Source organism: Variovorax sp. OK605 (assembly GCF_900115445.1).
In the GTDB taxonomy this organism is placed as follows: Bacteria; Pseudomonadota; Gammaproteobacteria; order Burkholderiales; family Burkholderiaceae_C; genus Variovorax.
Map to the genome: position 1 here is coordinate 1 of NZ_FOWL01000009.1, position 26,214 is coordinate 26,214.

The 26,214-nt window shown below is 66.0% G+C and carries 24 protein-coding genes and 2 pseudogenes; 15 read left to right on the forward strand and 11 right to left on the reverse strand.

The window, feature by feature from the left end:
• Positions 1-351: IS66 family transposase (locus BM013_RS22925; RefSeq protein ID WP_143098319.1), on the forward strand; the 351-nt coding region annotated here is incomplete at its 5' end.
• Between the two features lie 193 nt (positions 352-544).
• Here BM013_RS22925 and BM013_RS22930 read toward each other — a convergent pair.
• From BM013_RS22930 to BM013_RS22940, 3 genes are all read right to left on the reverse strand, one after another.
• A complete protein-coding gene (locus BM013_RS22930; protein ID WP_093130315.1) occupies positions 545-958 on the reverse strand; it encodes a nuclear transport factor 2 family protein in 414 nt (137 codons plus the stop codon).
• Positions 959-1,086: 128 nt separating this feature from the next.
• Complete coding sequence (locus BM013_RS22935; RefSeq protein WP_093129970.1) at positions 1,087-1,686, reverse strand: NADPH-dependent F420 reductase; 600 nt, start codon at positions 1,684-1,686, stop codon at positions 1,087-1,089.
• A gap of 72 nt (positions 1,687-1,758) precedes the next feature.
• Positions 1,759-2,493, reverse strand: a complete 735-nt coding sequence (locus BM013_RS22940; RefSeq protein ID WP_093129971.1) for an SDR family NAD(P)-dependent oxidoreductase — start codon at positions 2,491-2,493, stop codon at positions 1,759-1,761.
• Between the two features lie 109 nt (positions 2,494-2,602).
• Between BM013_RS22940 and BM013_RS22945 the strand changes: the two genes are divergently transcribed.
• A complete protein-coding gene (locus BM013_RS22945; RefSeq protein ID WP_093129972.1) occupies positions 2,603-2,965 on the forward strand; it encodes a winged helix-turn-helix transcriptional regulator in 363 nt (120 codons plus the stop codon).
• Between the two features lie 195 nt (positions 2,966-3,160).
• A pseudogene (locus BM013_RS22950) lies at positions 3,161-4,309 on the forward strand (IS3 family transposase).
• A 30-nt stretch (positions 4,310-4,339) separates the two neighbouring features.
• Here the strand turns inward: BM013_RS22950 and BM013_RS22955 are convergent.
• From BM013_RS22955 to BM013_RS22975, 5 genes and pseudogenes are all read right to left on the reverse strand, one after another.
• A pseudogene (locus BM013_RS22955) lies at positions 4,340-5,284 on the reverse strand (IS630 family transposase); the annotation flags it as partial.
• Positions 5,285-5,363: 79 nt separating this feature from the next.
• Positions 5,364-6,230: an SDR family oxidoreductase gene (locus tag BM013_RS22960; RefSeq protein ID WP_093129973.1), complete on the reverse strand. Its 867-nt coding sequence runs from the start codon at positions 6,228-6,230 to the stop codon at positions 5,364-5,366.
• Between the two features lie 41 nt (positions 6,231-6,271).
• Entirely contained in the window at positions 6,272-7,066 is a 795-nt protein-coding gene (locus tag BM013_RS22965) for a coniferyl-alcohol dehydrogenase (RefSeq protein ID WP_177225543.1), read from the reverse strand.
• Positions 7,067-7,091: 25 nt separating this feature from the next.
• Positions 7,092-8,063, reverse strand: coding sequence for a Bug family tripartite tricarboxylate transporter substrate binding protein (locus BM013_RS22970; RefSeq protein WP_093129974.1), 972 nt, complete (start codon positions 8,061-8,063; stop codon positions 7,092-7,094).
• A gap of 30 nt (positions 8,064-8,093) precedes the next feature.
• Positions 8,094-9,557, reverse strand: a complete 1,464-nt coding sequence (locus BM013_RS22975; RefSeq protein ID WP_093129975.1) for an FAD-dependent oxidoreductase — start codon at positions 9,555-9,557, stop codon at positions 8,094-8,096.
• Between the two features lie 89 nt (positions 9,558-9,646).
• Between BM013_RS22975 and BM013_RS22980 the strand changes: the two genes are divergently transcribed.
• Positions 9,647-10,576, forward strand: a complete 930-nt coding sequence (locus BM013_RS22980) for a LysR family transcriptional regulator (protein WP_093129976.1) — start codon at positions 9,647-9,649, stop codon at positions 10,574-10,576.
• Positions 10,577-10,940: 364 nt separating this feature from the next.
• On the opposite strand, the gene BM013_RS41825 is transcribed toward BM013_RS22980, so the two are convergent.
• The gene (locus BM013_RS41825; RefSeq protein ID WP_256221613.1) at positions 10,941-11,123 is read right to left on the reverse strand and encodes a hypothetical protein; all 183 of its coding nucleotides are present in this window, start codon (positions 11,121-11,123) and stop codon (positions 10,941-10,943) included.
• A 263-nt stretch (positions 11,124-11,386) separates the two neighbouring features.
• On the opposite strand from BM013_RS41825, the gene BM013_RS22990 reads away from it, so the two are divergent.
• From BM013_RS22990 to BM013_RS23025, 8 genes are all read left to right on the forward strand, one after another.
• A complete protein-coding gene (locus BM013_RS22990; RefSeq protein WP_093129977.1) occupies positions 11,387-12,880 on the forward strand; it encodes an NCS1 family nucleobase:cation symporter-1 in 1,494 nt (497 codons plus the stop codon).
• 32 nt (positions 12,881-12,912) lie between these two features.
• Entirely contained in the window at positions 12,913-13,650 is a 738-nt protein-coding gene (locus tag BM013_RS22995) for an aspartate/glutamate racemase family protein (RefSeq protein WP_093129978.1), read from the forward strand.
• 146 nt (positions 13,651-13,796) lie between these two features.
• A complete protein-coding gene (locus BM013_RS23000) occupies positions 13,797-14,567 on the forward strand; it encodes a 4'-phosphopantetheinyl transferase family protein (protein ID WP_143098321.1) in 771 nt (256 codons plus the stop codon).
• Positions 14,568-14,581: 14 nt separating this feature from the next.
• Positions 14,582-15,355 carry a GntR family transcriptional regulator gene (locus BM013_RS23005; protein ID WP_093129980.1) on the forward strand — a complete coding sequence of 258 codons (774 nt, stop codon included), beginning with the start codon at positions 14,582-14,584 and terminating at the stop codon, positions 15,353-15,355.
• A gap of 14 nt (positions 15,356-15,369) precedes the next feature.
• Complete coding sequence (locus tag BM013_RS23010) at positions 15,370-15,915, forward strand: helix-turn-helix domain-containing protein (RefSeq protein WP_093129981.1); 546 nt, start codon at positions 15,370-15,372, stop codon at positions 15,913-15,915.
• A 132-nt stretch (positions 15,916-16,047) separates the two neighbouring features.
• Positions 16,048-17,865 (forward strand): EAL domain-containing protein, encoded by a 1,818-nt coding sequence (locus tag BM013_RS23015; RefSeq protein WP_093130317.1) that lies wholly within the window; start codon positions 16,048-16,050, stop codon positions 17,863-17,865.
• A 66-nt stretch (positions 17,866-17,931) separates the two neighbouring features.
• Positions 17,932-18,915 carry an NAD-dependent epimerase/dehydratase family protein gene (locus tag BM013_RS23020; protein ID WP_093129982.1) on the forward strand — a complete coding sequence of 328 codons (984 nt, stop codon included), beginning with the start codon at positions 17,932-17,934 and terminating at the stop codon, positions 18,913-18,915.
• 149 nt (positions 18,916-19,064) lie between these two features.
• Positions 19,065-20,555 carry a nucleobase:cation symporter-2 family protein gene (locus BM013_RS23025; protein ID WP_093129983.1) on the forward strand — a complete coding sequence of 497 codons (1,491 nt, stop codon included), beginning with the start codon at positions 19,065-19,067 and terminating at the stop codon, positions 20,553-20,555.
• 18 nt (positions 20,556-20,573) lie between these two features.
• On the opposite strand, the gene BM013_RS23030 is transcribed toward BM013_RS23025, so the two are convergent.
• Positions 20,574-21,431 carry an aldo/keto reductase gene (locus tag BM013_RS23030; RefSeq protein WP_093129984.1) on the reverse strand — a complete coding sequence of 286 codons (858 nt, stop codon included), beginning with the start codon at positions 21,429-21,431 and terminating at the stop codon, positions 20,574-20,576.
• A 40-nt stretch (positions 21,432-21,471) separates the two neighbouring features.
• Complete coding sequence (locus BM013_RS23035) at positions 21,472-22,911, reverse strand: sensor histidine kinase (RefSeq protein WP_093129985.1); 1,440 nt, start codon at positions 22,909-22,911, stop codon at positions 21,472-21,474.
• A gap of 351 nt (positions 22,912-23,262) precedes the next feature.
• On the opposite strand from BM013_RS23035, the gene BM013_RS23040 reads away from it, so the two are divergent.
• Genes BM013_RS23040 through BM013_RS23050 form a run of 3 tightly spaced genes read left to right on the forward strand, consistent with a single transcriptional unit; the run spans position 23,263 to position 26,204 of the window.
• Positions 23,263-24,345, forward strand: coding sequence for a tartrate dehydrogenase (locus BM013_RS23040; RefSeq protein WP_093129986.1), 1,083 nt, complete (start codon positions 23,263-23,265; stop codon positions 24,343-24,345).
• 36 nt (positions 24,346-24,381) lie between these two features.
• Entirely contained in the window at positions 24,382-25,332 is a 951-nt protein-coding gene (locus tag BM013_RS23045; protein ID WP_093129987.1) for an ABC transporter permease, read from the forward strand.
• Positions 25,329-26,204 (forward strand): ABC transporter permease, encoded by an 876-nt coding sequence (locus tag BM013_RS23050; protein WP_093129988.1) that lies wholly within the window; start codon positions 25,329-25,331, stop codon positions 26,202-26,204. Before BM013_RS23045 ends, BM013_RS23050 begins: the two co-directional genes overlap by 4 nt.
• The last annotated feature ends 10 nt before the right edge of the window (positions 26,205-26,214 follow it).

Here is a 26,214-nt window from a genome sequence, read left to right on the forward strand (position 1 = left end):
CTGCACAGCGTGGCGCCGTCGAGCCTGCTGGGCGAGGCGCTGCACTACCTGCATGGACAGTGGCCCAAGCTCGTGCGGTTCCTGGACAACGGAGCCTGGCCGCTGGACTCCAACCCAGTGGAGAACGCGATCCGGCCCTTCGTCGTCGGAAGGCGCAGTTGGCTGTTCGCCGACACCGTCGGTGGTGCCAACGCGAGCGCCAATCTCTACTCGCTGATCGAAACGGCCAAGGCCAACAACGTCGAGCCCTATCGGTACCTCGTCGCTCTGTTCAAGAAGCTGCCGCTGGCGCAGACCGTCGACGACTACGAGGCGCTGCTGCCCTGGAACATCGAGCTCGGCGACGCGTAACCCTCCCTGCGCGCATCGGCGCCGACACTACGCACAAGGGCGTGGTTCATTGACTGCTTACACTCAAACAGCTTGGATTGGGCGTACATCAGGATCTCCGTTACGTTTGGGCGTTTGAAGAGTGCGCGGCGTGCGAGGGGGAATCCACGGATGATCCACCGTCGCCCCCGACCCGAGGGTCGCAAATGGAGCACTACGCCGGCCCGGCCGCGTCCATCTGCGAGGCCCGCGCCAGTGCCTGCGTGTCGATGTACTCCCGGATGCTCGTCAGTCGGCCGTCCCGGACCGTAATGGCGAAGATCCAGTCGTCCTCGAACGTCTTGTTCGTTGCTTTGATCTTGCCCCTGGCGAAGCCGACGACCAAGACCCTGTCTCCTTGCGCTATGAACTCCCGGGGTTCCGTGGACGTTTCTATCGACTTGGATGCGGTCTCAAGCAAATCCGCCAGGCCCGCGTGTCCGTGGCGCGTTCCGGCCAATGGCCAATCGTCGCCCGGGATGATCCACTCGATGTCCTCGGCGACCAGAGCCAGCAGACGTTCCCTGTCGCCACGGCCGATCGCTGAGAAGAAATCCTTCACCGTCTGGACGTTCGCTTCGATGCTCATCAGGCTCTCCGTTTCCATTACATCAGGACCTCATCCGATTTCACCGCATGGGTTGCGGACCGGCCGCCGAGAATGTGGTGGCTGCCATTCGGCCGAGATCAAGACACGAGGCGACATCTGGCGATTCATCAGTCGAACTTGACCAAGTCCTTGAAGATCAGTTGACCCCAGCTATTTCCGCGCGCCTGCACAAGCAGTCCGCCTTCCGAAAGCCCGCCAAGTTTGATCGCCGAGAAACCGAGATCTTCCGCAAGCGCACCAATCTCCGCTGCTGCACCGTCATCGTCGCTCGCCAGGAACACGACTCTCCTGCCGCCGTGAACGGCCGGATCTTGGTCAAGGACGGTAGCGACCAAATGGTTGAAGCCCTTGACCAGCTTTCCGCCGGTGAAGGCCTGCGCGACGGCCTTGGAAGAAGGTTGGCCTCCCAGTTCCTCAGGGGACACGCCGTAGGCATTGGTCACATCGACGATGGTCTTTCCCTTCCAGGTCGGCAGCGCCTTCGCGACATCCCGGTGCGCCTCGAAACGGACAGCCAAAAAGACGATGTCCGCCTTGACGGCTTCCGCCAGTTTTTTGGGAATGATCTCAGGTCCGATCGCGGCCGCAGCGGATGCAAAGCTCTCCGGTTCGCGCGTGGTCGCAACGGATACTTCGATCCCGTTGCGGGCAAACGCCTTGGCCAGAGCCTGGCCGATCTTGCCGAAGCCAATAATTGCGTAGCTCATATGTATTTTCCTTGGGTTACCACGCCCGACGGACTCCGAATATCGAACGGAGCGACCGGCCGGGCGTGCGGGTCAGAGTTGCGCCAGGCCGCCGTCGACGGCAACTTCGCTGGCGGTCATGAAGCTGCTGTCCGACGACGCGAGAAAGGCGGCAACGGCCCCGATCTCCGCCGGATCGGCCATGCGTTGGAGCGGAGTCATCGCACCGTAGGCCTTCTGGCCCTCCTCGCCCAGGGCTTCCTTCGCGAGTTCAGTCGCCGTCGCCCCGGGCGACAGCACATTGACCCGGATACCGGTGCCCTTCAGGTCCTCCGCCCATGTTCGAGCGAGGTTGCGCACCGCCGCCTTGCTCGCGCTGTAGGCGGTGAACCCTGGGGCGCCCGTGGTGCCGGCGCTCGATCCGGTCAAGATGATCGACCCGCCCGCCCCCATCAGCGGCAGCGCTTTCTGGACCGTGAAGATCGTCCCCTTCACATTCGTGTCGAAGGTTTCGTCAATGTGCTTGGCGGTGATCTGGCCGAGCGGAAGCGGGCCTCCCGCGCCCGCATTGGCGAAAACGATGTCGAGGGCGCCGCGCTCGGCTTTCACCGCCGCGTAGAGCCGGTCGAGGTCAGCCTCATCCGAGACCGAGCCCTTCACAGCGCGGGCGTTGGGCCCGAGGTCGGCCACAGCGGCGTCGAGCGCATCCTGGCGTCGGCCGAAGATGAAGACGAAGGCGCCCTCCTCGATGAAACGCTTTGCCGCGGCGCGGCCGATGCCGGTAGCGCCGCCGGTGATCACGGCGGTTTTTCCATTCAGTCTGGTCATGTCATGAATCCATGGTTGGGAGTTGCTCGGAAGCAGGGAACTGCTTGAGAACAAGTATGGAGTTCTGATAACCTAACGACAAGTATGCACTTTTAGGTAAGTACCAAAAATGACGACATCCTCAGAAATCTGCGATACCGGCTGCGGGCTCAACGCCACGCTCCGCATCATCTCCGGCAGGTGGAAACCACTGGTCCTGTTTTTCCTGCGCAACGGCCCGAAGCGCTACGGCGAGCTCAAGCGCTTGGTCCAAGGCGTCAGCGACAAGGTACTGATCCAGCAATTAAAGGATCTGGAGGCTGATTACGTGCTGGTGCGGACCGACTACAAGGAGGTGCCACCGCGCGTTGACTACGCGCTGAGCCCCCTCGGTCGCAGTTTGGCTGACGCGATCGTCCCGCTGTGCACATGGGGAACCGAGAACGCTGCGGAAATGGCAAGCATCTTCGCCAAGCGCGACGCTTTGCCCTAGCGTGGTGGGTTAGAAGTTCGCAGACAAGACCTCTCGACGAGGATGTCATCTGCAGTCTTCGACCATACGAAGGGCTTCGGCTTGGCATTGTTGATGTCCAGGTACTCCTGGATGGTCTGCTCGAGTTGTCGCGTTGGGCTGCTGCCGGTTTCAAAGACACCTTGTTAAGGTGGAAGATGAAACCGGAGGTGGTTTATGGGAACGAGAAGGCAATTCAGCCGAGAGTTCAAGCTCGAAGCAGTCAAGCTGGTGAAGGAACGAGGCGTGTCTGTGGCGCAGGCCGCACGCGACCTCGATGTGCACGAGAACGTGTTGCGCAAGTGGGTGCGCGAGGCTGCACTCGACCCGCAGCAGGCGTTTCCTGGTCAGGGCGTGATGAAGCCCGAACAGGCTGAGCTGGAGCGTTTGAGGAAGGAGAACGCCAAGCTGCGCATGGAGCGTGACCTGTTGAAAAAAGCGGCGGCCTACTTCGCCAAGGAGTCGATGTGAAGTTTGGCTTCGTTGCGAAACACCGAGGGACGTGGCCGTTGGCAATGATGTGCGAGGCGCTCGGTGTCTCGCGAAGCGGCTTCTATGCGTGGCTCAGCAGGCCCCGAAGCCAACGCAGTCTGGAAGACGAGGTGCTCGCCAGCCAGGTTCGTCAGAGCTTCCTGGGCAGCGACCGCACCTATGGCGCCCGGCGCGTGTGGCATGACGTGCTGGCATTGGGTCAACGATGCGGATTGCACCGCATTGAACGGCTCATGCGTGAGCAGGCCCCTGCGTGCGAGGCCGCGACGCCGAGGCTTGCCGCAGGACCGAGGCCAGCGCAGCGCTATCGCCGACAACGTGTTGGACCGTCAGTTCCAGGCTGATGCGCCCAACCAGAAGTGGGTGGCCGACTTCACGTACATCTGGACGGCCGAGGGCTGGCTATATGCCGCTGCGGTGCTCGATCTGTACTCGCGTCGCATCGTCGGCTGGTCGATGCAGGACAGCATGACCTCGCAACTCGTGGCCGATGCATTGATGATGGCCGTGTGGCGCCGGGGCAAGCCGGTCGCGTTGCTGCATCACTCCGACCAAGGAAGCCAATACACCAGCGAGCACTTCCAGGAGCTGCTCAAGGAGCAAGGCATCACGTGCAGCATGAGCCGCGCGGGCGAGGTCTGGGACAACTCGGCCATGGAGAGCTTCTTCAGTTCACTGAAGACTGAGCGCACGGCCAGAAAGGTGTACCGGTCCAGGGAACAGGCCCGCGCCGATGTGTTCGACTACATCGAGCGGTTCTACAACCCGACGCGTCGTCATTCGACGCTCGGCTACGTCAGTCCGATAGAGTTCGAGAAAGCTCAAAAAGCTTAGGTCGGTGTCCATGAGACCGGCAGCAGCCCACGTGCAGCGGTGCGTGCCGCGACGAATGCAGCGTTGCGTGAGTGTCGCGAACCAGCGCTCGACCTAGTTGAGCCATGACGCTGAAGTCGGCGTGAAATGCACATGAACGCGCGGATGCCGGGCTAGCCACAATCTGATCGAAGCCGTCTTGTGTGTACCGTAGTTGTCCATGACCAAGTGAATGTCCAGCACGGGCGGGACGTTGGCCTCGACGGTTCGCAGGAACTGCAGGAACTCGCTGCTGCGGTGGCGACGGTGCATCTCGCCGATGGCCGACCCAGTGGCAATGTCGAGCGCCGCAAACAATGTGGTCGTGCCATGACGCTCGTAGTCATGAGCACGCCGCTCGGGGATGCCAGGCGCGAGCGGCAGCAGGGGTTGCGTACGATCCAGAGCCTGGATCTGGCTTTTCTCGTCCACGCACGGCACCATCGCCATCAAGGGTGGATTCATGCAGAGGCCGACGATGTCGCGCACCTTCTCGACAAACATCGGATCGCTCGACAGCTTGAACGTCTCCTGGCGATGCGGCTGCAAGCCGAAGGCGCGCCAGATGCGCGAGACGGCCGTCTGCGACAGTCCCGTCGCACTCGCCCTGGTGCGGGTGCTCCAGTGCGTCGCCCCGCGCGGCACGCTCTCCAGCGTCTTGGCGATCACCGCATCAACGCGGGTATCGTCAATTGTTCTTGGGGCACCAGAGCGCGGCGCGTCCAGCAGGCCATCCAGGCGATGTTCGACGAACCGTGCTCGCCACTTGCCGACCATCTGCGGCGTAACTCGCTGGCGCACCGCGACCACCTTGTTGTCGTGCCCGTCGGCGCAGGCCAGCACGATGCGCGCGCGCAGCGCCAAGGCATGCGCTGTCTTGCGCCGCAACGTCAGGGCCTTGAGTTCCTCACGCTCGGTGTCCGTCAAAACCAGTGTCGCTTTGGGTCTTCCGCCCATGGCAGCCTCGTCGTGTACACACGGTACACGAGCGACCTCGGCGTTCAACAATAGTTCAACGAACTTCTAACTCACCACACTAGGCTTGCAACCGGCCCTGAAGCGCCCCTCTTATCGCCTCGGCGACGGATACCGTGGATCGGCCGATGAGCCGAGCGAGATCGCGAGACGCGCTCTCCAGTTCGCCCTGCGCCGCCTTCACGCTGGCATCGACGACGACATCGACGATCATTTCTGGCAACCCGACGTTGCGCAGCACTGCCGCGAAATCGGTTGCCGACAAGTTTTTGTAGACGATGGCCTGGCCCGCTTGCTTCGATACCTCCGCGGCAAGCTCGTGCATGGCAAAGGATTGGTCGCCCGCGAGCTCGTATATCTTTCCCTCGTGCCCGGGCTGGGTGAGGACCGCAATCGCTGCGGCTGCATAGTCCGCGCGCGACGCGGAAGAGAATCGACCGTCTCCGGAACTGCCGATGATGGCGCCTTGAGCAAGGGCCGCCGAGAGCGCCTCGGTGTCGTTCTCCAGATACCAGCCATTGCGCAGAAGAACAAACTCGAGGCCGGAGTTCTTCAGGTATTGCTCAGTTTCCCAGTGCTCCTTCGCGAGTGCCAACGCGGAGGTTTCAGCCCGCAGCATGCTGGTGTAGGCGATCAGCCTGACGCCGACTTGCATGGCGGCGTCGATGACCGCCTTGTGTTGACCCAATCGCTTGCCCGGGACGACGGCCGATACGAGCAAGACCTTCTCCACGCCCTCGAGGGCCTCGACAAGCGTTTCCGGGCGATCGTAGTCCGCCTCGCGCACTTGCACACCCATGGCGAGGAGGTCCAGCGCCTTCTCTGGGCTGCGCACGAGCGCGACGATCTGATCTGCCGGGATTCGATCCCGAAGTTCCTGGACGGCAAGGCGTCCCAAGTTTCCATTTGCACCGGTGATGGCGATCATCTCAATTTCCTTTTGGTTTTCAGGTTGTAGTTCAGGAGCCTTTACAGGCCATGGGCTTCGAGCAGGACGTTGGAATACATCCCGCCGTCCACAGGCACGTTGGTCCCGCGGATCCACGCCGAGCCGTCCGACAGGAGGAAGGCAACGACTGGTGCGATATCGGCCGGCGTGCCGGGCCGGTCCATCAACCGCATGTCCTCCTCGGCGCGAGCGCCGAGGGTCTCGATGAAATCCTTGAGGATCGGGGTGTCGACCGGGCCGGGACTCACCGCGTTCATGCGGATGCCGCGCGACCGCCAGGTCCATCGGTTCTGCAAGGTCCAGACGATCAGCGCTTCCTTCGAGAAGAAGTAGCTGCGCGACCCTTCGATGGCATGGCTGCGGCAGAAGGCCGCCACGTCCGCGAATTCGAGTTCGCTGCTGGCCAGCACCGCCTCTTTCGCCTCGGCCCAACCGAGCCCGGCCAGTGAGGCCAGGTTGACGATGGACGCACCGTCGGCCAGCTTCGGTATGAGTTGCAGGGTGAGGTACCTCGCACCGACGAGGTTGACCTTCAGTACCTGCTCGGCCGGATGGGTCGGAGGCAAGCCAGCGATATTGGCCAGTCCGTTCGCCCCACGAGGCAAGGCCGCCACGAGCCGATCGATGGATGCCATGTCGGACAAGTCGGCCTGGATGAACCGGCCGACCGGCGACGCGTTGGGCTTGATGTCCACGGAGATCACACGCGCACCTAGCGATTGCGCGAGCGCTGCCGTCGCGGCCCCGATGCCGGACGAGGCGCCGGTCACGATGATGGTTTTGCCTTGCAGCAAGGTTTTCCTTTCGATGTCCATGAAACGCGCGGCTGGCGCTGTGCACTCATTCAAGAACGATCTGCCGCGCCTTGACGATGCCCGCCGACCTCAAAGACTCGCTTTTGATGAACTGACCGAACTCGGCAGACGACATCTTCATGAACTGGAACCCGAGGTCGCTGAAGCGTTTCACTGCCTTGGGTTGCGTCATCGCATGGGCGATCTCATCGTGCAGGCGCTGCACAACCGACGCGGGCGTCTCTGCGCGCACGACCACACCCAGCCACAACGAGAGGCCGACTGCGGGAAGTCCTACCTCCGCCATCGTCGGAACATCGGGCAGTTCGGGCAGCCGCCGGGGCCCGGCCACGGCAAGTGCCTTCAGCTTCTGCGTGGACACGTAAGGCAGGCCTGGGCCGACGCCATCGAACAGGAGATCGACCTGGCCCCCCAGCAGATCAGTCATGGCAGGCGCGGACCCCTTGTACGGGATGTGATTGAACTGCCCGCCGCTGTCGCCTCTGATCATTTCTCCGAGCAGATGGCCCAGACTGCCGCTTCCCTGCGAGGCGTAGTTCAAAGGCCGCCGCTTCGAGGCGGCGACCAGATCGGCCACGCTGTTGAACGGACTTGCTTTCGGTACGTAGAGCACCATCGGCATGAGCATCAACGGTGAGACCGCCGCCAGGTCCGCCACGGGGTCGTACCCGAAGTTGGGATAGATGAACTTGTTGATACCGAGAGTCGACGTATCCCCAATCATCAGGGTGTGCCCGTCTGCAGGGGCCCGCAGCAGCGCGGCTGCGGCGACCTGGCCACCTCCGCCGGGCCGGTTGTCCACGATGACGGGCTTGCGCAGCCGCTCGCTCATGACTTCGCTCAGCGCGCGTGCCATCAAGTCCGCGGGCCCGCCTGCGGGGTAAGTTACCAGGATGCTCAGCGGCCTGGTCGGGAAGTCCTGCGCGTGTGCCGCAAGGCCGGTACCGAGCCACCCCACTACCGCGCACAGGGACGTCAATGTCTGTCTGCGATCCATCACTTGTCTCCTTCAGTTGTTTTGGTGCGCTCAAGCCGCAGTCGATTCGGACTGGTGTGCTGCAGTGTCCGCAGCCTTGCGTTCTAGTTTGCGGACCACGACGCCCTGGCGCAGCAGTTCGGCTTGGACCGCACCGATCTCGACGGCGCGTGGCGCCACGCCTTGAGAGACGGACAACGAAGCCGCCACGCCGGCCGCCTGCCCGGTGACCCAGCACTGGGGAATCTCGCGCATGAATCCATGCGAATTGCGATCGCAGGAAATGTGGCGCCCCGCCGCCAGCAGCCCGTCGAGCGATCGCGGCACCAGGCAGCCATAGGGAATCGAAATGTTGGGGAACTTGGGCGAGACCGCCGGTGTGACACCGATCTCGTCGGCATGCACGCGCCCGGTCGGCCAGTCCTCGCGCAGGACGCTGCCGCATCCGACGAGCCGCCGCGTATGGCGCACGCCAAGCTGAGGCGCGCTGAGCATCATGAACGCGCCTTCAAAACCTGGTGCGTGTGCGCGATAGAAGTCCAGGTGCGCCGCCATGAGTTTGTGGGAGCGCACCTCCACCTCGGTGAGATCGTCGACGTTCAGTCCGGAGTAGCCCGTCTGGCGGGGCCCCATGAACAAGGCAACATCGTTGCGCCATGACACGAACGGGCGCTCGAACAGACCCAGGGCCTCGCGCCCGGCCTTGGTGAACTGCGTGAACTGCTCCGGTTGCCCCACCCTGAACTCGATCCAACGGGTCATGTCGACGCCGGCAAACAGCCAGGACGTGTTCATGCAGTGATGGACGTCGTCCTGATCGATGTCGCTCGAAGTCGGGGCTCCGGCCCGGGCGAACATGTCGCCGTCGCCCGTGCAGTCGATGACGACCTTCGCAAGGATCGCCTGCCGGCCTTCCTTGCTTTCGAAGACGACGCCGCACACCGTGTTGTCTTCGACGATCGGCGCAGCGGCCCACGAGTGATACACCAGGCGCACGCCGCGCTCGATCAGGATCTGCTGCGACAAGAGCTTCAGGCGCTCCGGATCGATCGTGGGCGACCAGGTCACCATGCCGTGGAACGCGGCCGTTCTTTGCGCCCAGTAGGCGGCGCGCAGGGGATCCCTGGACCCCCATTCATTCGAAGACGGACCGGCGATGCCGTCGGGCGGCAGCCGGGTCATGAGTTCTTCTGCGAAGCCGCGGATGGTCGGCCGGCCGTCCCAATCCGTCATACGGTCGATCCAGATCACCAGTCCGCCCGTCGACAGGCCGCCGAGGTGGTTGTAGCGCTCCAGAAGCGTGACGTCCGCACCCGTCGCGGCTGCCGAGGCCGCCGCCGCGGTTCCCGCAGGGCCGCCGCCGACGACCAGCACGTCGCAGCGGTGATAGATGCCGACGTCGCGGCCGCGCTCGGACCATGTGCCGCCGTCCCTGCGCGGAGCCCTGGGGGCTTTCTTCACCTCGAAGATGTCCGAGGAGAGAAAACGTTCGTCGCCTTGTACCGTGGTTTTCATGCCGCGATCTTAGGAATTCAGAGCTATGCTGAATAATGCTATTCATCGATAGCTGTTAACCGATTCATACATAGCTCGCCGCCGCCCCCATGGACAACCGCCTGCTCGACTATTTCCTTCGTGTGGCCGAACTCGGAAGCATCAACAAGGCTGCAGCAAGTCTGAACCTCTCGCAGCCTGCCCTGTCGCGGCACATGAGCGCCCTCGAGCATGAAATGCGGGCGCCTCTGCTGACGCGGACGCAAAGTGGCGTGCACCTGACCGAGGCGGGGCAGATCCTCGCAGCGCGCGCACGCCCCTTGTTGAAGCAGTTCTCCTTGCTGAAGGAGCAGGTTGGACTGACGGCCGCCGGACAGCTTGCGATCGGCACGCCGCCGGCCTGGCATCACTTGTTTACCGCGCCCTTCGCGGAAAGGCTTCTGAAGGAACATCCGGGCATTGCGCTGCAGCTTCACGAAGGCGTGAGCAACTTGCTGCGCGAATCGATGGTGGTCGGCCTGCTCGACCTAAGCATCGTGCCCTCGGGCACGGTGCCAGTAGGAACCTACCGGCAGATCCCGCTTGTCCGTGAGCCGATCGTGATCGTCGCGAAGAACGATGAAGCGCTGAGCGCACATCGGCCCGTTCCCGTCGCTCATCTGGATGGCAGGAAGGTGGTCCTTCCCAGGAAGCCCAATGTCCTGCGGACCCAGATCGAGCATGCCCTGGAGCGCAAGGGGCTGGCGTTCCGGTTGGCGGCCGAGACGGACACGCTGGAACTTTGCCTGGGCCTGGCACAGCGTGGCCTGGGCATGGCCCTGGTTCCGGCATGCACGCTCTACGGCCATCGGCTCGAAGGATTGAGTTGGGCTCCCATCAAGGGCCAGTTCATCACCTGGGTCCTCTGCGAGAACGTTTCGCGCTCGGACTCGCGGCCAGTGCGCGAAGGGCGGGCCCTGGTGTTCGCTACCGTTACTGCGGCGTTGAGCAAAGACATCTGGTTCGGTGCCCAGGGCATCGCCGCGGAGCTCGCAAGGTGAATTCGGCATGCGGTTCCTTCGCGCGACACTGTGGACCGACTTCGAGCTCGCCATCGAGACACCTGACGGGCCGACGAAGATAACGACTCCTAGTCTTGCTGTGTCACAAGAGAAGTTTTGCGCTTGCCCTTCCGCAACAGGGACACTGTCCCAGACGAGCGATCAGTTGGTAGCCAAGCCTATGGCGCAGGCTCGTGTTCGTGGTTTCCACGTGGCATTGCGCGCGCAGGACTGACGCGGGGAATGTGATCCTCGGGAAGGGCAGGCATCTTGCGTTCGATGAAGTTTTTTTACCGCCAACACGCTCGTCGGCGACGAACGGTTTGATTTCCTTGTTTGCGTGGAGGACGTTGGCATGGATGACTCAGCGCTCCAGGCCGGCTCGATATTTCTGGTAATGAATGGCGGAGACGACAGCGACCCGACGAATGGGCTCCGGGGGCAACCAGGACGGGCGCTCGAAACCCAGCGCATCGGCCAATTCGGGCGATTGCGCACCGCAAGCCATCTCGCCAAGCAGCTTCCCGAACATACTGCCCTTCAGCATGCCGGCGCCATTGCAACCGATGGAGACGAACAGCCCGTCTTCGACTCAGCCGAAGTAAAGAGCGCCATTGCGGGTGAGCGCCGTTACGCCCCTCCAAACCTGCTCAAAGGCGAAAGAGCATCAGGGAATCTACGGATATATGATTTCCCGAATGCTCTTGATTGCGTGCAGTTTTTGTATACAAATAACGCATTCGAAATCCGATGCGAAATTTGCGTCAGGAACGGGTCTCGAATCCCTACTCACTCGCACGAGGAAAGACCATGAGCACAGTCGTCAGCCAGGCCCCCGCGGGGGCAAGCGAAGCCGGCATTGCGCCGCACGCGGAATCGAACGCCCTCATCAAGCCCGGCTACCACCCGCGCCTGACCAACGAGGACCTTGCGCCGCTGAAGAAGCAGACCTGGGGCCAATACAACATCTTTGCGTTCTGGATGTCCGACGTGCACAGCGTGGGCGGCTACATCACGGCCGGCAGCCTGTTCGCGCTGGGGCTGTCGAGTTGGCAGGTGCTGGTGTCGCTGCTGGTGGGCATCGTGATCGTGCAGTTCTTCTGCAACCTGGTGGCCAAGCCCAGCCAGGTGACCGGCGTGCCCTACCCCGTGGTGTGCCGCGCGCCCTTCGGCGTGCTGGGCGCGAACATTCCGGCCATCATCCGCGGGCTGATCGCGGTGGCGTGGTACGGCGTGCAGACCTACCTCGCGTCGGCCGCCTTCATGGTGCTGGCGCTGCACATGTTCCCCAGCCTCGCGCCGTACGCCGACGTGGCGCAGCACGGCTTCGTGGGCCTGTCGACCCTTGGCTGGGTCGCCTTCATGGTCATGTGGGTGCTGCAGGCCTTCGTGTTCTGGCACGGCATGGAAGCCATTCGCAAGTTCATCGACTGGGCCGGCCCGGCCGTGTACGTGGTCATGGCGGTGCTGTGCGGCTGGCTGGTGTGGAAGGCCGGCTGGAGCAAGATCGACCTGAACCTGGGCGGCATCAAGTTCCAGGGCTGGGACGCGCTGCCGGTCATGCTCTCGGCCATCGCGCTGGTGGTGAGCTACTTCAGCGGCCCGATGCTCAACTTCGGCGACTTCTCGCGCTACGGCAAGAGCTTCGACGCGGTGAAGAAGGGCAACTTCTGGGGCCTGCCGGTGAACTTCGTGTTCTTCTCCCTGCTGACCGTGATCACCACGGCGGCCACGCTGCCGGTGTTCGGCGAGCTCATCACCGATCCGGTGCACACCGTGGGCAAGATCGACAGCACCACGGCCGTGGTGCTGGGCGCGCTGACCTTCATGATCGCCACCATCGGCATCAACATCGTGGCCAACTTCGTCTCGCCGGCCTTCGACTTCTCGAACGTGGCGCCGCAGCACATCAGCTGGCGCACGGGCGGCATGATCGCCGCGGTGGGCTCGGTGTTTCTCACGCCCTGGAACCTTTACAACAGCCCCGAGGTCATTCACTACACACTCGACGTGCTGGGTTCGTTCATCGGTCCGCTGTTCGGCATCCTGATTGCCGACTTCTACATCGTGCGCAAGCAGCGCATCGACGTGGACGCGCTCTACACCATGAGCCCGAAGGGCGAATACTGGTACAGCGGCGGCTACAACCCGAAGGCGATCCAGGCGCTGGTGCCCTCGGCGCTGGTGCCGATCCTGTGCGTGATGGTGCCGACGCTGCGCGGCGCCGCCAACTACGCGTGGTTCATCGGCATGGGCCTGGGTTTCATCCTGTACGTGCTGCTGAACCGCAACCGCAAGACTTGAACTGAAGAGATAGAAAGAGAAAGGGCCACGCCGTGCGCATCAAGATCATCAACCCCAACACCACCTGGAGCATGACCGAGAAGATCGGTGCCTGCGCCCGCGCGGTGGCGCACCCCGGCACCGAGATCGTGGCCGTGAGCCCGGCCATGGGGCCGGTCTCCATCGAGAGCCACTACGACGAGGCGCTGGCCGTGCCCGGCCTGCTGCAGGAGATTGCGGCAGGCGAGCGCGACGGCATCGACGGCTACGTGATCGCCTGCTTCGGCGACCCGGGCCTGAAGGCCGCGCGCGAACTGGCCGGCGGCCCCGTGGTGGGCATCGCCGAAGCCGCGATGCACCTGGCCAGCATGATCGGCAGCCGCTTCAGCGTGGTGACCACGCTGGGCCGCACCATGGGACAGGCCTGGCACCTGGCCGAGATCTACGGCATGGAGCGCTTCTGCGCCAACGTGCGCGCCTGCGAACTGCCGGTGCTCGAGCTCGAGGAGCCGGGCTCGAATGCGCGCGAGCGCATCGTCGAGGAATGCCGGCGCGCACTGGCCGAAGACGGCTCCGACTGCATCGTGCTCGGCTGCGCCGGCATGACCGACCTGTGCGCGCACATCGAGCAGGTGCTCGGCGTGCCGGTGGTCGACGGCGTGGCGGCGGGCACCAAGCTCATCGAGTCGCTCGTCACGCTGAAGCTGCGCACCAGCAAGCGCGGGGAGTTGGCGAAGCCGCTGCCCAAGACGATGATCGGCGCGCTCGAGGGCTTCACGCTGCCGCGCTGACCCCTTGGGACAGGGTGTCGGCGTCCAGCGACTTTCCATGACTTCAATGCACAAGATTGCCGGGATCGCCAGTGACGGCACATGACCCCGCGTTCGCCGACGGGGACGCGGTTCATGTCTGGGCATGCCGCACGGACGACCCTCGCGTGCTCGAGGGCGCATCGGGGCCGAGTGCGGTTCTGAACCCGGAAGAGATCGCGCAAAGCGCGCGATTTTTCTTCGCGAAGGACAGGCGCCGCTACCTGGCCACGCGCTCGATGGTCCGCCATGTGCTTTCACGCTATATCCCCCTCGCGCCGGCCGAATGGTGCTTTCGTGCCAATGCGCACGGGCGTCCGGCCATCGCCAACGCACACGCGCTGGCGCATGGCCTCGATTTCAATATTTCCCATACGGACCATCTGATCGCCATCGGCGTGGCGCGCAACCGCCGCATCGGGCTGGACACCGAGTTCGTCGCGCGTGACGCTCCTTTCGAAGTCACCGAGAACTTTGCGCCCGAAGAGCGAGCGATGCTGGCCAGCCTGGACGACGCCGGCAGGGCCGCACGATTCTGGGAGCTCTGGACCTTGAAGGAGAGCTACATCAAGGCTCGCGGCATCGGCTTGTCGCTGCCCCTCGACCAGTTCAGGTTCTCTTTCGATTCACCGGGCATCCGCTTGCACCTCGACCCTGCGGCGGCCGACGACGCGCCCGAGCGCTGGCAATTCGGCCTGGGGGCGCTCGACGACAACCACCGCCTTGCCGTGTGCGCGGAACGACGTGGCTCCGGCGATACGGCATTCGTCTTCAGGCACCTGCACGACCCGGACTGGTTCCGGCAGGCGGGCTGGCGCGCCGGCCAGCCAGGGATGTTCCCGGCAACGCACCTCCATCCAGGCGAGACGCCTTCACCTGTGGATCGCGCAACGCGCTAGGCCACAATCCGCGCATGCCCCGCGCCAGCTCCAAAACTCCCACGACCCCGGCCCATCCGGTCACCCCCGCCGTGCCCGCTCCGGCCGAAGCGGGCGCGCCCGCGGCCGACAAGAACAGCTCCATCGAAAGCATCGCCAACGACATCGCCACGGCGATCGTCGAAAAGCGCCTGCCCCCCGGCACCTGGCTGCGCGAAGAGGCCCTGGGCCGGGTCTATTCGGTGAGCCGTACCAAGGTGCGCGCGGCGCTGCTGATGCTCTCGAAGGACAAGCTGATCGAGATGATTCCCGACAAGGGCGCCTTCGTGAGCCAGCCCACGGTGGAAGAGGCGCGCGAGGTGTTCGCGGTGCGCCGCATCCTCGAGAGCGAGGTGGTGCGCCTGTTCATCGCCAACGCACGGCCGCGCGACTACCAGGTGCTGGAGCAGCACATCAAGTTCGAGCGCGCCGCGCTGCGCCAGACCACCACCATGGGCACGGTGCGCGAGAAGCTGCTGGGCGACTTCCACGTGGCGCTGGCCGAGGCCACGGGCAACCGCACGCTGGCCGAGCTGGTGCGCGAACTGGTGGCGCGCAGCTCGCTGATCGCCATGCTGTACCACTCGTCGAACGACCCGCATTGCTCGTCGGACGAGCACGCGGAGTTCCTGCGCCTGTGCCGCAAGGGCGACACAGAGGCCGCGGTGACCAGCATGACCGAGCACCTCGAACGCATCGAGGCCAGCCTCGAGCTCGGCACCGACAAGCCCGACCGCCAGCTCGACCTGGTCAAGGCGCTGCTGGCCTGAAGCCCGGCCCGCGCATGGCACCGCAGAAGAACCTCGGCCTCGCGCTGCGCCAGATGCGGCTGCTGCGCGGCATCAAGCAGACGCACTTCGCGCAGCTGATGGGCGTGAACCAGGCGACCGTGTCGCGCTGGGAGCGCGGGCAGCTGCCGCTCTCGGCGGCGCAGCAGGCCGCGGCGCACCGCCTGCTTGCGGCGGCGTGCGACTTGGCGCAAGACGCCGCGCTGAAGCGGCTGGTCGAGTCCTCCACGCGCAAGGTGCACCTGATCTGCGACCGCACGCACCGGCTGCTGGCCGCGTCGGCGCCGCGCCAGGCCGAGTGGCGCGCGGACGCCGCCGAGTTCATGGGCCGTTCGCTGATCGGCTATGCCTCGCAGGAAATCCTCGAGGCCGAGGCCACGCTCGACGGCCTCGGCTGGCATGACGGCGAACTCGCGTCGCTCGAGATCGCGACGGGCGCCACGCAAGACCCGCTGATGCCGATCCTGTCGGGGCACGTGCTGTGGGAACGCATCGCGCTGTCCGGCGGCCGCGCGGGGCGCATCGTCACGACCGTGGCCTGACGGCCACACCCTCGCTCGAAAGCGCGCGTGCCCGGGACGCGGCCCGAGCGCTTGTCATACAAATGCCTCATGCTGCATCCCGGACGGGCTCCGCATTCCTGCGGCAGCACCATGGACGACCATTTCTACAGCATGCCCCGGCAACTTCGGCACAGCGACGCTCCCGCCTCGCATCCCGCAATATTTCCTTTCTTCCAACCGATCGTGGACCTTCGCCGGGGCACGGTCTTCGGCCATGAAGCACTGATTCGCGGACCCGCCGGCACGGCGCTGCACAGCCCGCTGGCGCTGCTGGCACTGGCGGCGAACGAATCGCGGCTGACCGAGTTCGAGCTGCATTGCGCCGAAGTCATCCTCGCCGAGTGGGGCCGCCAGGCCGAGCCCGGCCGGCTCTTCGTGAACATGAGCGCGGATGCGCTCACCGCGGCAATGAGCGAGGCGGGTGAGGTGAGTGAGGCGGGTGACGTCAGCGAGAGCAGCAGCGCGGGTTCGGCCTGCTGGCTCGAGCGCATGCTGGCGCAGCACGGCGTGGCGGCGCGCGACGTCACCATCGAGCTCACCGAGCAGCGGGCGGCCGGCAATCCGGAGGCGCTGCGCCAGGCCGTCAAGGCCTTGCATGCGCTGGGCGCGCGCGTGGCGCTCGACGACTTCGGCGAAGGGCATTCCAACCTGCGGCGCTGGAAGGAGCTGCACCCCGACTACGTGAAGATCGACAAGCTGCTCACGCAAGGCGTCGCCAACTGCCCGCAGAATGTGGAGCTGGTGCGCACCATCGTCGGCCTGGGCAATGCGCTGGGCACCGAGCTGGTCGCGGAAGGCGTGGAAGACGCGCAGGACCTGCGCGTGCTGCGCGACCTCGGCATTGCGCACGGCCAGGGCTACCTCTTCGGCCACCCGGCGCCCGCCCTGCAGCCGGCCTTGCCCGAGCCGGTGGCCGCGGTGATTCGCGACACCCGCATCGCGGTGATGCCGCACGCCGCCCAGCCTTCGCAGCCCAACGTGCTGCGCAGCCTCTCGGTGATCCAGGCGCCGGCGCTCAGCCCGCTCACACCTGTCGACGAGGTCTCGGCCACCTTCCAGGACCACCCCGAGCTGCATGCGCTCGCGGTGGTCGACCAGGGCACGCCCGTTGCGCTGATCAACCGCCGTTCTTTCATGAACGACTACGCGCGCATGTACTTCCGCGAGGTGCACGGCCGCCGTCCCTGCCTCTCGTACGGCAGCGGCACGCCGCGCATCGTGGAGCGCGAGGACAACGTCGAAAGCCTCATGGGCATCCTGATGTCGGAAGACCAGCGCTACCTGAGCGAAGGCTTCATCGTCACGCAGAGCAAGCGCTACGTGGGCCTGGGCACCGGCGACCAGCTCGTGCGCGCCGTGACCGAGGCGCGCATCGAGGCCGCGCGGCACGCCAACCCGCTGAGCTTCCTGCCGGGCAACCTGCCCACCAACATCCACATCGGCCGGCTGCTGGAGGGCGGCGCCGACTTCGTCGCCTGCTACGCCGACCTGAACAACTTCAAGGTGTTCAACGACCACTACGGCTACCGGCGCGGCGACGAGATGATCCTGCTGCTCGCGCGGCTGGCCACGCAGCACGCCAACGCGCACCGCGACTTTGTCGGCCACATCGGCGGCGACGATTTCCTGGTGCTGTTCCAGAGCCCCGACTGGCAGCAACGCTGCGCCGGCGTGATCGACGACTTCAACCGGCTGGCGCGCGACCTCTACGACGAGGCCGACCGGCGCGCCGGCGGCATCGAGGGCGAAGACCGGCAGGGCGTGGTCCGCTTCACGCCGCTCACCACGCTGTCCATCGGGGCGGTGCGCATTCCGCCGGGCATGTTCAGGCACGCCGAAGACGTGGCCAGCGAGGCGGCCATCGCGAAGCACGAGGCCAAGCACGCGGCGTCGGGACTCACGGTGCGAGAGGCCCGCGGCCGGGGCTGATCCTCGCCGGGTCCGCGCATAACTTATGCGTGGACCGCGCCGCCACCCGGCGGTAGTCTCGCGGCCATGACGACCCTGATCACCGGCAGCGCCGGCCACCTCGGCGAGGCCTTGATGCGCACGCTGCGCGCCAGCTCGCAAGATGCACGCGGCATCGACATCGCGCCCTCCCCGTTCACCGACCGCACCGGCTCCATCGCCGAGCGTGCCTTCGTTCGCGATGCCATGAAGGGCGTGCGCGCCGTGGTCCATGCGGCCACGCTGCACAAGCCCCACGTGGCAACGCACAGCCTGCAGGGCTTCGTCGACACCAACATCACGGGCACGCTGGTGCTGCTCGAGGAAGCAGCGGCGGCCGGCGTCGAGGCCTTCGTCTTCACGAGCACCACCAGCACCTTCGGCGCGGCGCTCACGCCGGCCGAGGGCATGCCCGCCGCGTGGATCACCGAGGACGTGACGCCGATCCCCAAGAACATCTACGGCGCGACGAAGACCTCCGCCGAGAGCCTGTGCGAGCTGTTCCATCGCAGGCAGCGCCTGCCGGTGGTGGTGCTGAAGACCTCGCGTTTCTTTCCGGAAGACGACGACGATGCCGTCGCGCGCAGCCTCCATGCGCTGGAGAACATGCAGGCCAACGAGCTGCTGCACCGCCGTGTCGACATCGAGGACGTGGTCGATGCGCACCTGCTCGCGGTGCGGCGCGCCAGGGCCATCGGCTTCGGCCGCTACATTGTCTCGGCCACCACGCCCTTCACGCGCGATGACCTGCCGATGCTGCGCGAGAGCGCGCCGCGCGTGCTGCACCGCCTGTTCCCTGACTGCGAGGCGCTCTATGCAAGGCAGGGATGGACGTTGCCCGCGCAGCTCGACCGGGTGTATGTGAATGCGCTGGCGCGGCGCGATCTCGGGTGGCGGCCGCGCCACGACTTCGCGCATGTGCTGCAGTGCCTGCGCGAGGGCCGCGACTTTCGCAGCCAGCTGGCACGCGACGTGGGCATCAAGGGCTACCACGCGCGGGCCTGCGCGCAGGGCCCCTATCCGATGGCTTAGCAGCCGGTTACAAGCCCCCCAGGCGGATGCGGGTTTACCTGAGTCCGGATTGTCGCATTAATTGTATACAGTTTCGCGTACACAAACAGGGTGCGCGCATGGCAAGCCGTGTCGCCCGCCTTCCTTCTCGCAGCAGCTGGAGCCCAACGATGACGGCCGACAACTCCCTCTCCCAAGTCCACCCCGTGGACCAGCGCCTGCCTTCGGGCAAGCTCGCGGCCCTCGGCCTGCAGCACGTGCTGGTGATGTATGCGGGCGCCGTCGCGGTGCCGCTCATCGTCGGCCGCGCGCTCAAGCTCTCGCCCGACGAGGTGGCGCTGCTGATCTCGGCCGACCTGTTCTGCTGCGGCATCGCCACGCTGATCCAGGCGCTGGGCGCCACGCAGTTCTTCGGCATCAAGCTGCCCGTGATGATGGGCGTGACCTTCGCGTCGGTCGCGCCGATGGTCGCCATCGCCAACGCCAACCCGGGCCAGAACGGCGCGCAGCTGCTCTTCGGCGCCATCATCGGCGCGGGGGTGGTGTCGATACTGATCGCGCCGCTCGTGAGCCGCATGCTGCGCTTCTTTCCGCCGGTGGTCACCGGCACCATCATCGCGGTCATCGGCATCAGCCTGATGCGCGTGGGCATCAACTGGATCTTCGGCAACCCGGTGGGCCCGACGGCGCCCGCGCTGGTCGACCCGGTGTATGCCAGGTGGCTCGCCGAGGTCACCTCGCCCGGCAGCTCCATTCCCGCGGTGCCCAAGGGCTTCGCGATCATGCCCACCGTGCCCAACCCCAAGTACGCGGACCTCTCGGGCTTCGGCGTGGCCGCGCTGGTGCTGGTGTCGATCCTGCTGATCGTGAAGTACGCCAAGGGCTTCATCGCCAACATCTCGGTGCTGCTGGGCATCGTCATCGGCGCCGTCGTGGCGTCGGTCACCGGCCTCATGACCTACGAGAAGGTCGGCCGTGCCGCGTGGGTCGACATCGTGCTGCCCTTTCACTTCGGCATGCCGCAGTTCGACCCGATCCTGATCCTCACCATGACGCTCATCATGATCGTGGTGATGATCGAGTCGACCGGCATGTTCCTGGCGCTCGGCGAAATGACCGACCGCAAGATCAGCCAGAAGGACTTGGCGCGCGGCCTGCGCACCGACGGACTGGGCACGCTCATCGGCGGCATCTTCAACACCTTCCCGTACACCAGCTTCTCGCAGAACGTAGGGCTGGTGGCCGTCACCGGCATCAAGAGCCGCTACGTGTGCGTGGCCGGCGGCGCGATCCTGATCGTGCTGGGCCTGCTGCCGAAGATGGCCGCGCTGGTCGAGTCGCTGCCCACCGTGGTGCTAGGCGGCGCGGGCCTGGTGATGTTCGGCATGGTGGCCGCCACGGGCATCCGCATCCTGTCGGGCGTGGACTTCAAGACCAACCGCCACAACGCGATGATCGTCGCGGTGTCGATCGGCGTCGGCATGATCCCGCTGATCGCGCCCAACTTCAAGCAATGGATGCCGCACGCGATCCACTCGCTGATCGAGTCGGGCATCCTGCTGGCGTCGATCGTGGCCGTGCTGCTGAACCTGTTCCTCAATGGCGCGAAGCACGACGAGCAGGCCGTGATCGCCGCGGCCAAGCAGGCCGAGGCGCATTGAGATTTTTCTAGATCGTCTCTAGATCATCGCCAGCGGCGCCTTGCGCCGCGGCGGCGGGTGCAGGCGGTCCAGCTCGGCCAGAGTCGCCGCATCGAGCCGCAAGTCGGCCGCGGCCAGGTTCTCTTTCAGGTGGGCGCCGCGCACCGCCTTCGGAATCGCCGCCACGCCGGGCCGCGAAATCACCGCGGCCAGCGCCAGTTGCGCTGCCGTCACGCCGAGCCGGCCGGCCAGTTCACCGAGCCCCTCGTCCGCCGCCAGCGCGCCCTGGTCGATCGGGCTGTGGGCCATCAGCGGCATGCCGCGCTCGCGCTGCCACGGCAGCAGGCTGAACTCGGGGCCGCGTTCGCCCAGCGACAGGTACACCTGGTTCGCCGCGCAGCCGGGGCCGTCTCCCATCGCGTGCATCAGCGCCTCCATGTCGTCGGTGTCGAAGTTGCTCACACCCCAGTGGCCGATGCGCCCGTCGGCCACCAGCGACTGCATCGCGGCGACGGTGTCGCGCAGCGGATGACTGCCGCGCCAGTGCAGCAGGTAGAGGTCGATGGCCTCGAGCCCCAGCCGCTGCAGGCTGCGCTCGCAGGCTTCGCGCGTGCCGCGCCGGCTGGCGTTGTGCGGGTAGACCTTGCTCACCACGAAGAGCTCTTCGCGCCGCACGTCGCCCGCGCGCACCGCTTCGCCGACGGCCTGGCCGACCACCGTTTCCGCGCCGCCTTCGCCGTACATCTCGGCGGTGTCGATGAGCCGGTAGCCGAGCGCGATGGCCTCGCGCACCGCCTTCACCTCGGCCGCGCGGCGGCCCGGGTCTTCGCCCATGCGCCAGGTGCCGAGGCCGAGGACCGGCATCGCACCGCCGGTGGGGAGTTGGAGTGTTCGCATCGGGCCATGGTACGGACGCCCACGGCGGGCGCAAGCCCCGTCAGTCCGCCGCCAGCGGCAGGCGCACCGTGACCCGCAGGCCGCGCTCGCCGTCACCGTCGGCCAGCTCGGCCTCGCCGCCGTGCGCCAGCAGCACCGACTTCACGATGGCCAGCCCCAGCCCGCTGCCCGACTGCGTCTGGTCGGGGTTGCGAAAGAAGCGGTCGAACACGCGCTCGCGAAGGGCCGGCGGAATGCCCGGTCCGTGGTCGGCCACGCGCAAGATCGCGTGTCCTCCATGCTCTTGGCTCCCCGCCTCGCGCGAGAGGCGCACCGTCACCGTGGCCCCGTCCGGGCTGTACTTGATGGCGTTCTCCACCAGGTTGCCGACCATCGAGATCAGGCTCTCGCGCTCGCCGCACACGGCCACCGGCGCGTCGCAACGAAAGTCCAGCACGATGCCGCGCGCACGCGCCAGGCTCTCGACCAGCTCCACCCGTTCGCGCACCAGCGCGCCGAAGTCCAGCTTCACCGGCAGTGCGCGCTGCGGCATCTCGTCGCTGTGCATCAGTTGCTGCAGCTGCGTCACCAGACGCGCCGCACGGTCGTTGCTGCGCAGCAGGTTGGCCATGAGCTCGCGCTGGCCTTCGTCGGCGGTCTGCGCCTGCAGCGCCTCCACGTTCACGCGCATCGCATCGAGCGGCGTGCGCAGTTCGTTGGCCGCATCGGCGATCAGCCCGCGCTCGCGCGAGGTGCGGTCGCGCACGCTGCGCAGCAACCCGTTGATGCTGCGCACCAGCGGCTGCAGTTCCTTGTGGGCCGGCTCGAAGGACAGCGGCGTCAGGTCGGCCGGGCCGCGCGCGGCGGTCTCGCGCGTCACCTCGCGCCATGGCCGCAATGCCAGCATCACCGACAGCCAGGCCGGAAACACCAGGAACGGCAGGCTGATGGCGAGCGGCAGCAGGTAGTACACGCGGTTTTCGACGGTGATGTTCAGCCGCAGCGAATGCGGCTCGGCCAGCAGCACGCGCGTGTCGAGCAACGGCGACACCATGGTCCGCGCGCGCCACACGCGGTTTCCGGCGCGAACGCGCTCCACCGGGCCGGGCGCCGAGGTCTGCATCACCGGTGCCGTGGCGCTCGAGGTGTAGATCAGCCGGCCCTGCTGCCACACCTGCATGATGGGCGCCCTGTCCGAGCCGGACGTGAAATCGCCCGAGGTCTCGAGCAGCGCCATGTCGAAGGCCTTCAGCGTGTCCTGCTGGCGGGCCGGGTCGTGCGCGAGGCTCTGCGCCGTCTCGATGATGCTGACGAAGACCTTGTCGAAGCGCACCAGTTCCGGCGTGCGGTTCGACTCGTACAGGAACAGCCCCACGGTGCCGCACCACAGCAGCGCGGCCACGGCGACCTGCGCCAGCAGCAGGCGCCGCACCAGCGAGGGCTGCAGCCAGTGCCGCACGCGCCGCGCGAATGCCTGCATGACGACGGTCCAAAGCTTCATGGGTCTCCTGGCCGCGGTCTCCCCGGGGGAGCGCTGCGCGAGCGCGTGGAGTATCCGGCGGGCCTGGGCGCAAAGCTTCAGAAAACCTTCATGAATCCGCCGCCGACGGCCGCTGCGCGTGCCCTTGCCGGCCCGCCTGGCCTTCTAATTTTTAGAAGTCAAAGTCAGTTTCGTGACACAAGAATCTCAGCACACCCTGAGAAACCCGTCTGCGATGCCTTCTGATTTTGTCAATGCGCTTTGGGTGCCAACCCCCTTCGGCTGCGTGCCTCTCGCTCCTAGAATTTTTGCTTGGCTCGGTGTCACGAGCGCCGGCGCCCCATCGAAACGAACTTGGAACAGGTTGAGTCAATGCAGAAAAAGCACAGGATTGCCGTCATTCCCGGAGACGGCATCGGCGTCGAGGTCATGCCCGAAGGTTTGCGCGTGCTCGACGCGGTCGGCCGGCGCTTCGGCATCGACTTCTCCTACGACCATTTCGACTGGGGTTCCGACCACTACGTGCGCACCGGCCTGATGATGCCGGCCGACTGGGCCGACAAGATCCAGGGCCACGACGCCATCTACTTCGGCGCGGTGGGCGCACCCGACAAGGTGCCCGACCACATCGCCGTGTGGGGCCTGCTGATCAAGATCCGCCGCGACTTCGACCAGTACGTGAACCTGCGCCCCGTGCGCCTGATGCCCGGCGTGCCCGGCCCGCTGGCACACCGCAAGCCCGGCGACATCGACTTCCTGGTGGTGCGCGAGAACACCGAAGGCGAATACACCTCGGTGGGCGGACGCCTGTTCGAAGGCACGCCGCGCGAAATGGCCATTCAGGAGGCGGTGTTCACCCGCGTGGGCGTGGACCGCATCATCGAATACGCGTTCGAGCTGGCCAGCCGCCGCAAGCGCAAGAACCTGGTGGCCGCCACCAAGTCGAACGGCATCTCGGTGACCATGCCCTACTGGGACGAGCGCCTGGCCGAAATCGCCAAGCGCCACCCCGACATCGCGACCAGCAAGTACCACATCGACATTCTTTGCGCGCACTTCGTGCAGCACCCCGACTGGTTCGACGTGGTGGTCGCCTCCAACCTGTTCGGCGACATCCTGTCCGACCTGGGCCCGGCCTGCACCGGCACCATCGGCATCGCGCCGTCGGCCAACCTGAACCCCGAGCGCAAGTTCCCCTCGCTGTTCGAGCCGGTGCACGGCTCGGCGCCCGACATCGCGGGCAAGGGCATCGCCAACCCGATCGGCCAGATCTGGTCGGCCGCGATGATGCTCGACCACCTCGGCAACAACGACCCGGTGTACGCGCAAGCCTCGGCCGCGGTGGTCTCTGCCATCGAGACGGTGCTGAGCGAAGGCCCGCGCACCCGCGACATGGGCGGCACGGCCAACACGGTGGACGTGGGCCGCGCGATTGCCGACTGCATCTCGGCATGACGCCCTGCCCATCCCTTCGCGGCCGGGGAGACTGAGATGGGCCTGTTCCTGCTGAAGCGTTCGCTGACGCTGCTGGGCACGCTGGTCGGCGCGTCGGTCATCGTGTTCCTCGTCCTCGAGATCCTGCCCGGCAACGCCGCGCAGATGCTCATGGGCCCCGACGCATCGCCCGAGGCCGTCGCGGCCCTGGCCACCAAGCTCGGCCTCGACCTGCCGGCGTGGACCCGCTACTGGCACTGGATCGGCGGCCTGCTCACCGGCAACCTCGCCGACAGCTACGCCTACAGCTCGCCGGTGCTCGACCTGATCCTGGAGCGCCTCGCGCTCACCGTGCCGCTGGCCATGATGGCGATGGCGCTCACTGTCGTCATTGCGCTGCTGGTCGGCGTGACCGCCGCGGCGCGCCACAACAAGCTGGGCGACGTCGGCCTCATGGGCATGGCGCAGGTCGGCATCGCGATTCCGAATTTCTGGTTCGCGATTCTGCTGATCCTCGTGTTCTCGGTGCAGCTGCAGTGGTTCTCCGCCGGCGGCTTCGAGGGCTGGGGCGAAGGCATCTTCGCGGGCATCAAGTCGCTGCTGCTGCCCGCGCTGTCGCTCGCCGTTGTTCAGGCCGCGATCCTCGCGCGCATCACGCGCTCCGCGGTGCTCGAGGTGATGCGCGAAGACTTCGTGCGCACCGCGCGCGCCAAGGGCGTGTCGCAGCGCATGGTGCTGTGGACCCACGTGCTGCGCAACGCGATGATCCCCGTCATCACCGTGATGGGCATGCAGTTCTCGGAGCTGCTGGCCGGCACCATCGTGGTGGAGAACGTGTTCTACCTGCCGGGCCTGGGCCGCCTCATCTTCCAGGCCATCAGCAACCGCGACCTGATCGTGGTGCGCAACTGCGTGATGCTGCTCGCGGCCATGGTGGTCATCGTGAACTTCGTGGTCGACGTGCTCTACGCCGTGATCGACCCGCGCATCAAGGCCAGCGACATATGAACGCGATCACGGCTCCAAGCGCTGCGGCGCTCAAGCTCCCCGGTTTCTGGCAACGCGCGGTGAAGCACCGCAGCTTCGTCATCGGCGGCGTGCTCGCCGCCCTGCTGCTGCTGGCGGCGCTGGTTTCCTTCGTGTGGACGCCCTGGTCGCCCTACGCGATGGACATGGCGAACAAGATGCAGGCGCCCTCCATGTCGCACTGGCTGGGCACCGACGCGTTCGGCCGCGACGTGGCGTCGCTGCTGCTGGTGGGTGCGCGCGCGTCCATCCTGGTGGGCGTGATCGCGGTAGGCATCGGCCTCGTCGCCGGCACCGCGCTGGGCCTGCTGGCCGCCGCCAGGCGCGGCTGGGTCGAGGAAGCAGTGATGCGGCTGTCGGACTTCACGCTCGCGTTCCCCGCGATCCTCTCGGCCATCATGATGACGGCCGTGTTCGGCGCGGGCATCGTGAATGCCATCGTGGCCATCGGCATCTACAACATCCCGACCTTCGCGCGCATCACGCGGGCATCGGCCAATGCGATCTGGTCGCGCGAGTACGTGGCCGCCGCGCGCGCCTGCGGCAAGGGCAGCTTCGCCATCACCATGCAGCACGTGCTGCCGAACATCTCGGCCGTGCTGATCGTGCAGATCACCATCCGCTTCGCCATCGCCATCCTGGCGGAAGCCGCGCTCTCCTACCTCGGCCTGGGCACGCAGCCGCCGCAACCTTCGTGGGGCCGCATGCTCAGCGAAGCGCAGACCCTCATGTTCCAGCAGCCGCTGCTGGCCGTCTTCCCGGGCATGGCGATCGCGCTGGCCGTGCTCGGCCTGAACCTGCTGGGCGACGGCCTGCGCGACCTGCTCGACCCGCGCCTTGCCCGCGCACGCTGAGAACACGACG